The following is a 14,082-nucleotide window of genomic DNA, read 5'->3' as shown; positions in this document are numbered from 1 at the left end:
AAATGTATGAAATTGTATGATTTTAATTCATATAGGATCCCCTATTTGAAAAAGAAAATTCTATTAGCCATGAAACTCTCAGCAACTTTAGTATTGTTGACAATGTTACAGGTGAGTGCTGCTACTTTAGCACAAAAGAAAGTTACATTGTTAGAGAAGAATGCAACACTTGAAAAGGTCTTGAAATCCATAACCAAACAGATAGGTTATGATCTGGTGTTTATCTCAACAGATATTTCCATTGCTAAGCCAGTAACCATTAATGTAAAGGATGCGACTTTAGAGGAAACTTTGAAATTAAGTTTTTCCGGTCAGCCTTTTGAATATTCCCTTGACACACGAACGTTAATTGTACAGGCATTAAGCAACAACAAAAACAGAGAACTCTCCGTTGCAGCAATAAGCATTTCCGGAAGAGTACTGGATGAAAACGGACAGCCCTTACCAGGCGCCTCAGTAAAAGAGGTTGGAACATCAAATGCTGCACAAACCAATGCTAAAGGAGAGTTCAAACTGAATGTAAAAGGTCCCGAATCATCGCTCAATGTTTCTTTTGTGGGGTATATCGCTCAAACGATTAAAGTTGGAGAGCAAAATGTAATCACCATAAAATTACAACCAAACCCGAACGTACTTAAAGATGCTGTTGTGATCGGTTATCAGACTGTTTCGCGACGGACATCTACGGCAGCGGTATCAACGGTGAGGGCAAAGGATATCGAGAATCTTCCATCTCCGAGTTTCGATCAGTTATTGCAGGGAAGGGTAGCTGGAGTAAACATTCAGAATTATTCCGGAGAACCTGGTTCCAGGCCAACATTTACTGTTCGTGGAAATACCTCTATGAGCAGAACTGTGAATGCCGCAAATGCATTAAGCAGCCCTTTGTTTATTATTGATGGTGTGCCGGTATCTTATGATGATATATCAAGTTTTACCGATGTAACGCAAACTAATTTTATAGCGGGTATAAATCCGAATGATATTGAAAGCATCGACGTTTTAAAAGATGCGGCTTCTGCGTCAATATATGGCTCCAGAGGAGCAAATGGTGTAGTCGTTATCAAAACTAAAAGAGGTAAAAATGGTGAAAAACCACAAGTAAATGTGAACTTTTATTCGGGCTTATCTACCAGGGCACGTAGTGAAATTTACTATGTGGGTGCAGAAGAGCGCAGGTATAAAATGAATTACCTGGGTTCCCTTGGTAATTATGAGCAGTTGAGCAACCTTCCTCTTGTCTTAACGGATAGTTTGAACCCGGCTTTTAATGCCAATACCGATTGGCAGGGGCTTTTCTTCCAGACGGCAAGAATAATTAATGCAGATGCATCTGCATTTGGAGGTAGTGAAAATGTTAACTACCGGCTTAGCGGTAACTATTACAACGAAGAAGGTATTGTTAAATCAACAGGATTTAAACGCTATAACCTGGCTGCCAATATGGGCTATAAGATGAGTCCTAAGTTAAATATTGATCTGGCATTCCGTGCTTCCAGGACAGACAGGTCAAGAGGAAGAGGGGTAATTCCTGATCCGAATGCGGATTATACCAATCCACTACCGATCCGTAATAGCGCATTTCCAACATCTCTGCTTGCGCTTAGCCAGGCAGACAGTTTGAATTATCTGGGACAATATGAACTGGCGAAAGATAAAAACATAAATGATGACATTTCTGCCAGTATTGCCCTCAATTATGAGATTACACCAAACCTGAAATTTACGAGCCAGGGCTCATTATTACTGACCAATTCGAGCAGAGACCTGTTCAGGCCGAGTGCATTGGATGCTAATAGTGTTTTTTACACTTATGCAATGCGATCCAATTATCAGAATTTCAACCTGGATAATATGTTAACCTACAATCTGAACCTTAAGGATAATCATCACTTAAATTTTTTGGTAGGTAATACCATTAATTACATTAATGTAGGTTATTCCGGTGTTGGCGGATATGGGACAGGAAATAACTCCATATCAACGGTAAATGCAATTAAGCCGGGTAATTTTGATATGAATTATACCAGGTCAACTAATGCGCAGGCAGGTCTTTTGTCTTTCTTTGGTCGTGTAAACTATGATTTTAAGTCCAGGTACCTGCTCTCTGCTTCCATCAGGACTGATGCTTCGTCACGCTTTGGAAAAAACAATCGCTGGGCATACTTTCCCGCAGTTTCCGGCGGATGGATTGTTTCAGATGAGGCCTTTATGTCCAAAGCCAAATCATGGATCAATTTATTAAAAATAAGAGGTAGTTTCGGGGTCAGCGGTAATCTGCCAGACGATTTTTATGCACCCTATAATTCATATCTTGTAGGAAATGGAAGTCTGCATCCGGATAATGATACTTATACCTATAACGGTATTACAGCTATTACTCATAATCCTGGAACTGTTACACAAGACAATCTAACCTGGGAAAGGGCATTACAGGGAAATATTGGTATTGATGCCGATTTTTTCAACAACAGGCTTCAGGTAGTTGCCGATTTGTATAACCGCGGTACAAAGGATATTTTCTTTAAGCTTAAAATGCCATCCACAAGTGGTTATGATGAAGTTTTTACCAATTCTGTGGGGGTTAGGAATATAGGTCTGGAATTTAATATTTCAGGTAAAGTTTTCTCAGCAGATAAGAGCTTCCAATGGAATCCACGTTTAATTATGTCTTTCAACAAGAATCAGATCACTAAACTTCCGGATGGAAACAGAGACATTGTTATTGACTACAATGGTACTACTTATATCTTGTCTAAAGGACGTCCTATTAATGAGTTTTATCAGGTAAAATCAAATGGGGTTTATGCCAATCAAAGTGATGTTCCATTCGACCCACGTAGCGGAGATCCTATTACTTACTGGGATGGTTCTGTAAATGCTTCAGCAGGTACTTATAGATGGATAGATCAGAATGGTGATTATGATGTGTGGGACAGAAATGACCTGGTTAGAACGGGTGATCCAAATCCAAAAGTGACAGGTGGGTTCAGTAATACTTTCACGTATAAAAACTTTTCAATGGAAGTATTTACTTCCTTCGCATTGGGTAGAGATGTTTACAATACTTATGTGGCAAACTTACTGACTAACTATAAGCAAATCGGAAACTTTTATACGCAAGGTTTAATGGACCTTAGTAAGCTGTCTATCTGGCGTAAGCCAGGAGATGTGGCTGACTATGCCGATATTAATCCATACAATAGCTATTACTATCAGTTCAATACCTTTTCTTCTGCTTATATGGAAGACGGCAGTTATGCACGTATAAAGTACATCAATCTTGGATACCGGTTTCCTGCTAAATGGTTGAGCTCGGTTAAACTGACAACACTTCAGGTTTATGGAATTATTGATAATGTATACACAATTCAGAAATCGAATTTGCCGGATGTTGAGGCTGTTGATGCATTGGGAATATACTCTGGTAATGGGTATCCGCTGCCAAGAAAATTCACTTTAGGTTTTAGAGCTACATTTTAATCACCATTAGAATTATTAAAGATGAATACTAAAAAAATATATGCTATCGTCATGCTATTATTGATAGTAGCTTCAACTGTTCTGTTTTCTTCCTGTAAGAAACTCTTAAACTTTGCACCTGAAGATGCTCCTTATGAAGGATCTTTCTGGAAAACGCAGGACGATGCAATATCTGCATTGGCAGGTGTTTATTCACTATCCAGAAAATCTATGTTCAGAGGTGAATACACTCATTATATGTCGCACTTTAGTTACGGAGATCTTTCGACCGGACAATTTAATAAAGTGAACTCTGATTTTGTGTTGAGCTTTTTGGTGGAAGGTGATACCTATTATGGAACCGGGATCAATATAGGCGACTTTATCGGGCCTTATCTTGAAGATCTGGGAGATTGGAGCTCCTATTATAAAACCATTAACATGGCTAATACTGTTCTTCAGAAAGTAAACGGGATGCCAAATAATCTATTTACTGACAATAGGAAAAACAGAATATTAGGAGAAGCTTATTTCTTAAGGGCATTTAACTATTTTTATATGGTTAGGCTTTGGGGGGATGTACCATTGGTGTTGAAGAATAGTGCTGATCCTGTTAAGTCAGAAAATCTTCCGCGTGTATCTGAAAAGATTGTGTTGGATTCGGCTTTGGCTGATTTGGCAAAAGCACAGAAGTTTTTGAAGTTTACAACTGGTAATGATCATTCTGTAAGCGCAGATAAAGGTGCAGTATTTGCACTAAAAGCAAACATCCTTCGCTGGAAATACTTTTTGAATAAAAACACGGATAATGCACTTTTAACGGAAGCAGTAGCATCTATAGATTCTATTACCAACGCAGGTACTTATAGTTTAGTTTCGGCAGCAAACTTCGATAAGCTTTACAAAGGACGTTCTTCAGAAGCAATTTTTGAAATTGCTACCAGTCTTGTTCAGAATGAATTTCAATTGGGAGATGGATACTTTTATGTAACAAGTATGCAGCCTTACATAAAGGATAGGTTTCAAATGCCAGTTGTATTAAATGTTGATTTACTGGATGGTATTTATCAATACGGTAGTGATGCCCGTATGGCTTATAATTTTGACAAAAGCGACGAAGAGAATTGGATCCTTACCAAATACACGGGACGTAATTCCGAAAATGTAAAATTCAGAAATCCGGAAAACAGTACCAATCCAATGGTCGATTGTAATATCCCGATTTTCAGATTGGGTGAACAATTGTTGTTGAGAGCGGAGTGTAAAGAATTGCTGGGCAATTTTTCGGGCGCACGTACAGATTTGAATATCGTAAGACAACGCGCTAATGTGCTTGGCTTTACCGGGGGCGATGGCGAATTGAAAACTGAGATTTTTGAAGAAACTTATAGAGAAATCGCTTTCGAAGGGCAGTTATGGTATGTTATGATCAGAAATAACCAGATGCCTGCCTATACTGAAGGCCGATTCCCTCAAAGCCGTTTTGACCAGGAAGGTTGGAAGTGGCCCATAGCAAGATCTATCCTACAAAAGAATCAGCTATTGGTTCAAAACAAATATTGGAATGGAAAACTATAAAAAGAAGAACATGAAAATAAAGTATATATTATTTCTGGCTTTTGTAATGGCCATTGCGGCAACATCCTGTAAAAAGGACAAGTATATTATAGGTGGCAGTTTGCATGATCCCCATGTAAACATGACAACGTACGATTATTTAAAAACAAACCGGTTATTTGATACGCTATTGGTATTGATTGATAAGGCTGGTATGAAGGACGAGATTAATGGAAATGTTACTTTTTTCGCCCCAACTGATTATTCTATTAAAGCTTTACTTGAAAGAAGAGAGGAAAAGCTTCAGCAGGATATGAACGATGAGAGTTTAAAGTATACGCTTAACGACCTGCCCGTTCAGGAATTGAGAGATTCTTTGCGTTCACATCTTTTCAATGGCAAGATCACCCGGGAGAGTTTAAGTTTATCAAACAAATTGTTTACCAGTAAGTCGAATGAGCCCTTCTCCATAAGATTAATTGAAGTCGAAAGTCTGGATATTGTGAGTACAAAACCAAAGCTTTTATTCCTTGTAAAATTGAGAAATGGGCTGGATCCTGATCCGATGCCCGACAATTATCCTGATGAAAATAAGGATCAGTTTGCATTAGCACAAACTTCAAATATTCAAACTACGACAGGGGTACTGCATGTATTGCACAACATCCACAGGTTTTACTGGTAATTAAAAACAGATAATCTCATGAAGAAATATATATATATAATGATGACTTTAGTATTATCAGTTGTCATTTGGGCGGGATGCAAAAAAATAACCGTGGGTTTTTTGAGCGATAGTGTTTTCTATGTTGGCTCCCCATTTCAGGTTGAAAAAGGTAAGAATGGATTTCTTACTTCCGAATTAAAGGGAGACGGCTCAACAGTTCCATTAACAATTAAATTGTTACAGATCAAAAAGAAGGGGACTGAGCAGCGCGCTGATGAATTGTATCAGAACCAGAATGTGTATGTCTATAAGACAGCATTTGATCCGGAAGTACATACCACGCTGGAACTTTTAAATTCTATCAGAGAGTTAAAGTCGAAACCAATATTTGAATTTTTACCCAGTGGCCAGTTTTTATTCACTAGTGGAACCAACGTAATTCCCACTGGCTCTGAATATACTTTTGATATTGAGGTAAGTAATGAAAGTGGGGCAAAGACTTTTAAAAATATTGGTGAACTGGATTTTGTAGAATCCCAGCCTTATTCGATTAACCGGAATTCAGCAACCTATCTGCAGGATGGAGGAGCTACTTTCGAGCCATTGCCACCAGTTGAAATTACCATTACCAGGACATCCGGACAGGGGACTAATGTTACTGTAAAATATGTTGATGAGGATGGTGTTCCTTTCAATCCTAAAGCAGGAGAGTTGATAGTACGGGGTGACAGACCAACTTTAGATTCTTACGCGAAATTTAATCCTGTAATAAAAACGGATACTGAAATGAGTCTCAATTTTGAAGTAATACCTTTTCCTTATAAACAGATTACCGGGTATGGATCTTTTGATATTTTTTACAGGATACCAAGTAACTATGTAAAAGTAACTAATCCAAAAGCGATCTATCCTCCTAACACCAAGTTTAATATTAATCCTGCAATCGGCTTTCAGATAAAGCAGGAGGGAACATATCTTGTTCAGGTAAAAATTAAAGGAATAAAACGAATCTAAACGCTATAATCACTGTATCAATCCGTTCTTTACATTGTACTAAATGTGTAAAGAACGGATTTTCTTTAAAGTTAATGATGTTAGCTGTCTGCCTTCGCTATTAGTAGGGCATTACTAGGGCGTTACTAGGGCGTTACTAGGGCCTTGCTTTACCCCCTAGCCCTAGTAAGGCCCTAGTAACGCCCTGTTAAGTATAAGTTAATATCTAATTAAGTACAAACTCTGTTCCTTACGCTTGTGGTATCAAAAAATCACTGGTAGTAAAAGAGTATTGACTGCTATTCGTTTTTCCAGACAGAGTTCGGAAAAGGATGGTTTATTTTATAAATAGATATTGAGAAATAAATGCCAGAATGCAGTAGTAAGCAGGCTTATAAGTATGCTAATCCCAATAATAAGATTGATTAGTTTTGTATTTAGTCGATACCTTTCTGCTACAATACTTGTTGATAGTAATGTAGGCATCGCGGCTTCGAAAATACTTATTTTGGCTATATCTCCCTTTATCCCTGATAAAAAAAGAAATGTCACTACTAATATTGGTGCTATTAGTAATTTGTAAAATATAGGTATAGCAATTTGGAGGGATTGTTTTTTCCAGCCCTTAAAGTTTAATTGCAGGCCTATAGAAAATAAGGCTAAAGGACCTAATGTTGCCGAAAGTTTATCAAAAAATGGTTCCGTAAATTTTAGATCAATAAACGAGCTTAGTCCTAAGCTTAGGATACAACCAATTAATGGTGGAAATGTAAGGAATCTCTTAAAAAGAACTTTGGTATTTATACCCTCATTGTCACTTCGGTTTCCTTTAATGGCGCATATTATACCCGCGGTTGATAACAGTATAAAGGTAGCCTGATCGCATATAATTGCTATGCCCAATTTTGATTCACCGAAATAGGCGGCTATTAAAGGAAATCCTATGAAGGAAGTGTTACTATACCCTGTTGCCAGCTCAATGGAACTTCTGGTGCGTTGATTATAACCTTTAATTGAACAAAACACTTCCGAATAAAACCATCCTCCTAACCATACTACGATCATTGATGCGATGGGAAATAACATATTTGCTGACCATTCTATATAAGGAATATATTTAAACGAAGCCGCGGGTAATGCCACATATAAAATCCAGGTGTTTATACCTTTATGCGCGTCAGCAGGTATTAATTTATATTTTTTGAAAAGCAACCCCGCAAATATGCAGAACGCGATCATTACAAAATTCACCATAATAAATTGCCAAGATATCGTGCGAATTTCTGATGTTTACGTACGTGTTTATTGGTATAAAGCCTATATGAATTTGTATAATCAGTTGATGAAATCCGTATGAATGGTATGTTATGAAGAAAAAGCAATTTCAGCCTTTAACTATAGTAGAGTTTAAAGAGAAAGCATTCCATCTTCCTTTTCATGGGCAGACTTATTATGAACTGGTGTATATCCTGGAAGGTAGTGGACTCCATATTATAAATAATACTAATTTTCGGTATAGTGCAGGCGATTTATTTACAGTATGTCCAGGTGATGAGCATTATTTTGAGATAGAACTTGAGACGCGCTTTCTGTTTATTCTGTTTACAGATAGTTATTTTGGTGGTTATATCCCTTATCAATTTAAAATGTCCCCTGAAAATTTATTGAAATGTAAAATATTGAAAGAAATCAAATTGGAATTCTGTAGAGATACCAAGGAAATATTAATGAGTACGATGCAGAACCTTCTCCAATATACGAAAAGGAATAGTTCCAATTTGGAATCATCAGCATTTATAAACAGTCAGATCACGTCTATTCTTGGGCTCATTATTGACTATCTGATTTCTATCAATATCTCGCTTACCGCACAGCAGGCCAAACCAGAAGAGTTAACCGCCTACATACATGAAAATATATATTATCCCGAAATTGTACAGATTAAAAATACGGCATCTCATTTTAATATATCGGCTGGATATTTCGGAACTTATTTTAAGAAGTCATTTGGAATTGCTTACAGCGAATATTTAAGTAACTATAAAATAGAACTTATCAAAAAAAGACTTCTAAACCCAGGTTTTAGTATGAAAATGATTACCAATGAATTTTCATTTAGTGACCAGAGCCATTTCTACCATTTTTTCAGGAAGAGGGTGGGGATTTCGCCTACGCAATATCGTAAAGAAAAAAAATAAAGTTAGGTACAATGAGTGGCCAAATTTTGTAGAATAGTTGACTCAGTTTTTTCAGAAAGAGGTGATCATTGGTCCTGAATTCATCCTAAATAGTTCTAAATTTGACGAATGGGTCTGTAGATTAAGGGCTTAATCCTCAAAAAATCAGCATAGTTTTTGTGTGTAATATTATTTAGTTCTGTTAAATTAATAAAGACATGAAAGCAAAGACAAAATTGCGCCTTGCATTTGGATTGTTGTTTACAATAGTCCTCATTTTCGGAGGAGTTTCCCTGTACTTTATGAATAGGATGGCCTCAAGTTCAAAAAGCATTCTTAAGGATAATTATGAAAGTTTGAGTTACCTGGGAAAGATGAGAAAGGTTCTTGATGATAGTGCATTACCCCTTTCTAGTGTATCGGCTAAGCAATTTAGTCTCGAACTGGAGAAAGAAAGAAACAACATCACTGAAGAAGGGGAGCGGGAGGCGGTAACTGCACTCTCTCAAGCCTACAAAACTATAATAGACCCGGCGGCAGACATTCCCGCTAAACAGGAAGCGCTTAATAAGGCACGTTTGCAAATAAGAATTATTGAAGAGCTGAATATGAATGCTGTGGTCCGAAAAAATACTGTAGCACAAGAAGGTATAGAGAAAGCTGCAACCTATCTTGTGTTGGCAGCTTCCATTTGCTTTTTACTACTATTTTCACTTATAGTAAACCTGCCTGATTTGATTGCTAAATCTCAGAAAGATTTTATAGAATTGTAATGTCTCTGAAAAACAGATCGTTGTTTATTGTTGTTTTGTTATCTCACCCATAAACAAAACGAAATTAAAGACATGGAAAATTTAAATGTTAAGAATGCCGTATTAGTACATGGCGCATTCGCGGATGGTTCTGGTTATAAAGCACTTTATAACGAGTTGACAAAAAAAGGTTTCAATGTAATAGTAGTACAAAATCCCTTAACCTCGCTGGAGGATGATGTGTTGGCTACCCACGTAGCACTTGATAGGATTGAAGGACCTGCGGTTCTTGCCGGCCATTCCTGGGGCGGAGCTGTGATTACCGAAGCAGGTAATCACCCTAACGTAGCAGCTCTTGTTTATATCGCAGCATTCCAGCCGGATAGCGGGGAAACTGCTCTACAATGGCTTCAAAGTGCTCCGCCAGCACCGGAAAATGGTATTTTGCCACCAGATGAAAAGGGAATTGTATATTACGGTAAAGAAAAGTTTCATGCAGGTTTTTGTGCGGACATAGATGCGGAGGATGCCGAATTTATGTATGCTTCTCAAGGGGCTTTTTATGCCAAAGGCTTTGCAACCCCAATTACAAAGGCTGCTTGGAGATCTAAACCGTCTTATGGACTGATTGCAACTGAGGATAAAAGTATCAATCCCGATATTCAGAGAAACATGTATAGTCGTTCGAATACAATAGTTGAAGAGGTTAAGGGAAGCCATGTCATTTTTATGTCGCAACCCGAAATTGTTGCAGAAATGATTGTTAAGGCAGCCGAAAGCGTATATGCATAAAATACAGAATTTTTACCCTTGTAACGGTAAAACGGCAAATAAAACGTCCATAAAAGGGTACAGTAGAAAGAGAGAATTCCAGCGATGATATTCTCTCTTTTTTATGCGGTTGGAGACTGCAGAGGGAAGGTGTGAACCGACGGGACGTGGAAAATAATTTTGTTTGATTAATTTTACTCCACCCGGAAAGATACTTTGCAGATGGCACCATAAGATATAATTTTATTGTCTTTAAGATGTACTTTAAAGTCTTTTACATAGACTGAGTCAATGTTTTTTACAGTTTTTGATACTTCAATTACTGCATTTCTCACGGCATCTTCGAATCCGTTTTCTGATGAAGAGATAACTTCAATTACTTTTACAATACTCATAATATTTGTTTTTTATAAATTAGATAGTGTTGATTACATATTGCAGCACATTCTAAATATGCATCAATACAAGATTTTCATTCGTGATATCCCATAGTGTCTATTTAGTGATTTGTAGTAAGCGCTACTTTTGAGATGGTAAAACAAGTAGGAATTGGTTTTGTTTATTTTTTTTAAATGCTAAAGTTTTTTATGACAAACCTTTTGTTTCTCAATATTGTTAAAGGGCTGGGAACAATAGACTATAAAAAGATGAAAACTACAGGTAGAACGAGTAAGCCGGTTAATACTGGGAAACCTGGCCTGAAAAAAGGTAAGGGATATTATTTTCATGCAGATGAAGATTTTAGAGAAGATTGGGATTGGGGTAAGTCGAAAGTGATTGCATCTAAAGCAATTTCTAAACCTGCAAATAAGTTTGAGATTTAACAATATGTCCAATAATAAGCAATACGTAAATGTATTATTATGGCGAAGTATTGAGAAAAAGTATCGGAGAAAGTAGAAAAAGATGATGCATGAAATGGAAGTTATAGTTGTTGATAATGAGTATATTAGTGTAGTGTAACATTTGTTGCCTGAAACAATCCTATACAAGATAAATTAACAACCATAACGAACCATTATTCCAGATGAAAAAGAGCATTATTTTACTATCGCTGGTCCTGTTTTTGGCCAGTGGGGCCTTTGCCCAAAAGAAGAAAAAAGCATTACCCGCTGATTCCTTAAAGAAAGCCCAGGTAGTTCCTCCTAAACCAGGTATTAAAGACAAGATTAAATCCAGTAAAAAAATTGATGGTCTTTTTACAATGTATAGAGATACTGTAACGGGTAGTCTTCAGATGTATGTTAAAAAAGATCAGTTGGGTAAAGATTATATTTATCAGAGTTTTTCAATGGGCGGGCCAACCACCTTGTTCCTTAATCAGAATATGATTAGAACCACATGGTTATTTTATATTCAGAAGTCTGATGATAAAATTGAACTTCTTCAAAAGAATACAAATTTTTATTACGATAAATCAAATCCTGTAAGTAAAGTTGCAAATGTTGATGTTTCAGATGCTGTTTTTTATAGTGATAAAGTTGCCGCACAAGATTCGGTGGGTTATTTAATTTCTGTTGATGGTCTTTTTCTTGGAGATAAATTAGACCCGGTAAAGCCGGTTTTTCCTCCAACATTGCCTCCAGGTGCAGTGTTTAATTTAGGGAACTTAAATGTCGCCAAGTCAAAGTATCAAAAGATCCGTTCATTTCCTGGAAATACAGATGTAGTGGTGGAGCTTGCTTATGACAATCCGGTACCGCTGAATGGAGGAGGAAAGGATATCACTGATGCCCGATATGTAAGGGTTAAAATGCAGCATTCTTTTCTCGAAGTACCTAAAAATGATTTCCGCCCACGTCGTGATGACCCAAGGGTAGGTTATTTTGGTGCGGAAGTAGATAACCTGACTTCTTTATCTCCAACACCATATAAAGACTTTATCAGTCGCTGGAATCTTAAAAAGAAAGATCCGTCAGCGACCTTAAGTGAACCGGTTGAACCGATTGTTTTCTGGATTGAAAATACGACTCCATTGGAGTATCGTCCGATTATAAAAGAGGCAGGTGAGAAATGGAATGAAGCATTTGAGAAAGCCGGTTTCAAAAACGCCGTGGTAATGAAAGAAATGTCTGATACAGCCAGCTGGGACCCTGCTGATATCGCATATAATGTAATCCGTTGGGTATCGTCGGCTTATCCTTCTTACGGAGCAATAGGTCCCAGCTTTTTTAATCCTTTAACTGGCCAGATTTTAGGCGCTGATATTACTGTTGAATGGCGTTCCGGAGCGGGTACGGTTGTTACTGATGACCTGTTTAATGCTGGCCATTCCTCATTAAAGTTACCCTGGGAAAATCCAATTGAAGCGGTTACTGCAAAGCCGGATCATTTACATGGTTTTGATAAAAACCACAGTGCTTCCTGTGCATTGGCCCAGGAGTTAAGTATGCAGTATCAGACGGGGTTAACTGCTATTGAAGCGCTTGATGCGGATATGCCAGAGGCAAAAAGAGCAGAAACTGTCCGTGAAATGCACAAACAGTTCCTGTACTACCTTATCATGCATGAAATGGGACATACGCTAGGGCTTAATCATAATATGAAATCCAGTCAAATGCTAAGCCCTGCTCAGATGAATGATGTAGCACTTACCCGTAAAATTGGATTACAGGGGTCTGTAATGGATTATCCTGCAATAAATGTAAGTAGTGATCGAAGTAAGCAAGGTGATTATTATACTACTAAAGCAGGGCCGTATGATTTATGGGCAATTGAATATGGTTACACTTCATTTAGTGAGTCGGAAGAAGAAGCTGGATTAAATAAAATTTTAAGTCGCAGTACAGATCCACAACTGACCTTTGGTAATGATGCCGATGATATGCGCAGTCCTGGGGGCGGGATTGATCCGAGGGTGAACGTTAATGATCAGACAAACGATATGGTGGCTTATGGTGAAGACAGATTTAAGCTGGTAAACACAATGATGCCAAAGCTAAAATCCCGCTTTAGTAAACCAGGTCAGAGTTACCAGGAGTTACGTCAGCGTTATCTGCAGCTTAATGGTCAGCGTCAAAGCATGGCTGCAGCAGTAAGTCGTTTTATTGGCGGCGTGTATGTTGACAGAAGTTTTGTAGGACAACAAACAACTGTTGCACCATTTACCCCTGTTCCGGTTGCTTATCAAAAAAAGGCAATGGCATTGTTGGGTAAATATGTGTTTGCACCTGATGCTTTTGATGCTGATATTCCTTTGTTCCCTTATCTTCAGATTCAAAGGCGTGGATTTGGATTCTTTGGAACTAGTGAGGATTTTAAACCTCAGAATACTTTTATGGGAATGCAATTGAGTACGCTTGCCCAAATTCTGCATCCAAATACTTTAACCAGAATAAACAATAGTGGACTTTATGGCAACACTTATTCTGTAGCTAGTGTAATGAGCGATTTGGCAAATGATATTTTTGTAGCAGATCTCAAATCAAATGTGAACCTGTTCCGCCAAAATCTGCAAACTGAATTTGTAAAAGCTTCAGCAAGTATCGTTTCTGCACCAGGAGGATATGACAATGCAAGTAAAGCAGCAGCACTTTTCACATTGAAGAAGATAAAAACTCAGCTTGGAACTGCAGTTTCAACAAATGAGCAAACAAAAGCACATCGTACAAACCTGATTTTCTTAATTGACAAAGCTTTGGTAGTTAAATAAAATTACAATGCTGTATAAAGAAGCCTGGGCCCATGGTTCAGGCTTTTTTAT

Annotated in this window: 11 protein-coding genes; 9 read left to right on the top strand and 2 right to left on the bottom strand. The window is 37.7% G+C overall.

Annotation, left to right across the window (positions count from 1 at the left end; translation table 11 throughout):
- Positions 1-69: 69 nt before the first annotated feature.
- The 4 genes from R2Q84_RS03505 to R2Q84_RS03490 are packed head-to-tail and all read left to right on the top strand — an operon-like array spanning position 70 to position 6,700.
- Positions 70-3,483 (top strand): SusC/RagA family TonB-linked outer membrane protein, encoded by a 3,414-nt coding sequence (locus R2Q84_RS03505; protein WP_316815143.1) that lies wholly within the window; start codon positions 70-72, stop codon positions 3,481-3,483.
- A gap of 21 nt (positions 3,484-3,504) precedes the next feature.
- Positions 3,505-5,040 (top strand): RagB/SusD family nutrient uptake outer membrane protein, encoded by a 1,536-nt coding sequence (locus tag R2Q84_RS03500; RefSeq protein ID WP_316815142.1) that lies wholly within the window; start codon positions 3,505-3,507, stop codon positions 5,038-5,040.
- A complete protein-coding gene (locus R2Q84_RS03495; protein ID WP_316815141.1) occupies positions 5,027-5,704 on the top strand; it encodes a fasciclin domain-containing protein in 678 nt (225 codons plus the stop codon). The genes R2Q84_RS03500 and R2Q84_RS03495 overlap by 14 nt, the downstream gene beginning before the upstream one ends.
- Before the next feature lie 18 nt (positions 5,705-5,722).
- Positions 5,723-6,700 (top strand): DUF5007 domain-containing protein, encoded by a 978-nt coding sequence (locus R2Q84_RS03490; protein ID WP_316815140.1) that lies wholly within the window; start codon positions 5,723-5,725, stop codon positions 6,698-6,700.
- A 321-nt stretch (positions 6,701-7,021) separates the two neighbouring features.
- On the opposite strand, the gene R2Q84_RS03485 is transcribed toward R2Q84_RS03490, so the two are convergent.
- Entirely contained in the window at positions 7,022-7,933 is a 912-nt protein-coding gene (locus R2Q84_RS03485) for an AEC family transporter (protein ID WP_316815139.1), read from the bottom strand.
- Between the two features lie 113 nt (positions 7,934-8,046).
- On the opposite strand from R2Q84_RS03485, the gene R2Q84_RS03480 reads away from it, so the two are divergent.
- From R2Q84_RS03480 to R2Q84_RS03470, 3 genes are all read left to right on the top strand, one after another.
- The gene (locus tag R2Q84_RS03480; protein WP_316815138.1) at positions 8,047-8,877 is read left to right on the top strand and encodes an AraC family transcriptional regulator; all 831 of its coding nucleotides are present in this window, start codon (positions 8,047-8,049) and stop codon (positions 8,875-8,877) included.
- 197 nt (positions 8,878-9,074) lie between these two features.
- Complete coding sequence (locus R2Q84_RS03475; protein ID WP_316815137.1) at positions 9,075-9,629, top strand: MCP four helix bundle domain-containing protein; 555 nt, start codon at positions 9,075-9,077, stop codon at positions 9,627-9,629.
- A gap of 72 nt (positions 9,630-9,701) precedes the next feature.
- On the top strand, positions 9,702-10,400 hold the full coding sequence (locus R2Q84_RS03470; protein WP_316815136.1) for an alpha/beta hydrolase: 699 nt from the start codon (positions 9,702-9,704) through the stop codon (positions 10,398-10,400).
- 173 nt (positions 10,401-10,573) lie between these two features.
- Here the strand turns inward: R2Q84_RS03470 and R2Q84_RS03465 are convergent, their stop codons facing one another.
- Entirely contained in the window at positions 10,574-10,774 is a 201-nt protein-coding gene (locus R2Q84_RS03465; RefSeq protein WP_316815135.1) for a dodecin family protein, read from the bottom strand.
- 192 nt (positions 10,775-10,966) lie between these two features.
- On the opposite strand from R2Q84_RS03465, the gene R2Q84_RS03460 reads away from it, so the two are divergent.
- Positions 10,967-11,203, top strand: coding sequence for a hypothetical protein (locus R2Q84_RS03460; protein ID WP_316815134.1), 237 nt, complete (start codon positions 10,967-10,969; stop codon positions 11,201-11,203).
- Between the two features lie 203 nt (positions 11,204-11,406).
- Entirely contained in the window at positions 11,407-14,031 is a 2,625-nt protein-coding gene (locus tag R2Q84_RS03455) for a zinc-dependent metalloprotease (protein WP_316815133.1), read from the top strand.
- The last annotated feature ends 51 nt before the right edge of the window (positions 14,032-14,082 follow it).

It is taken from the genome of Pedobacter nyackensis, from assembly GCF_032678475.1.
Classification (GTDB): domain Bacteria; phylum Bacteroidota; class Bacteroidia; order Sphingobacteriales; family Sphingobacteriaceae; genus Pedobacter; species Pedobacter nyackensis_A.
Note: the sequence above shows the minus strand (reverse complement) of the source record. Positions and strands in the feature narration are given on the sequence as shown.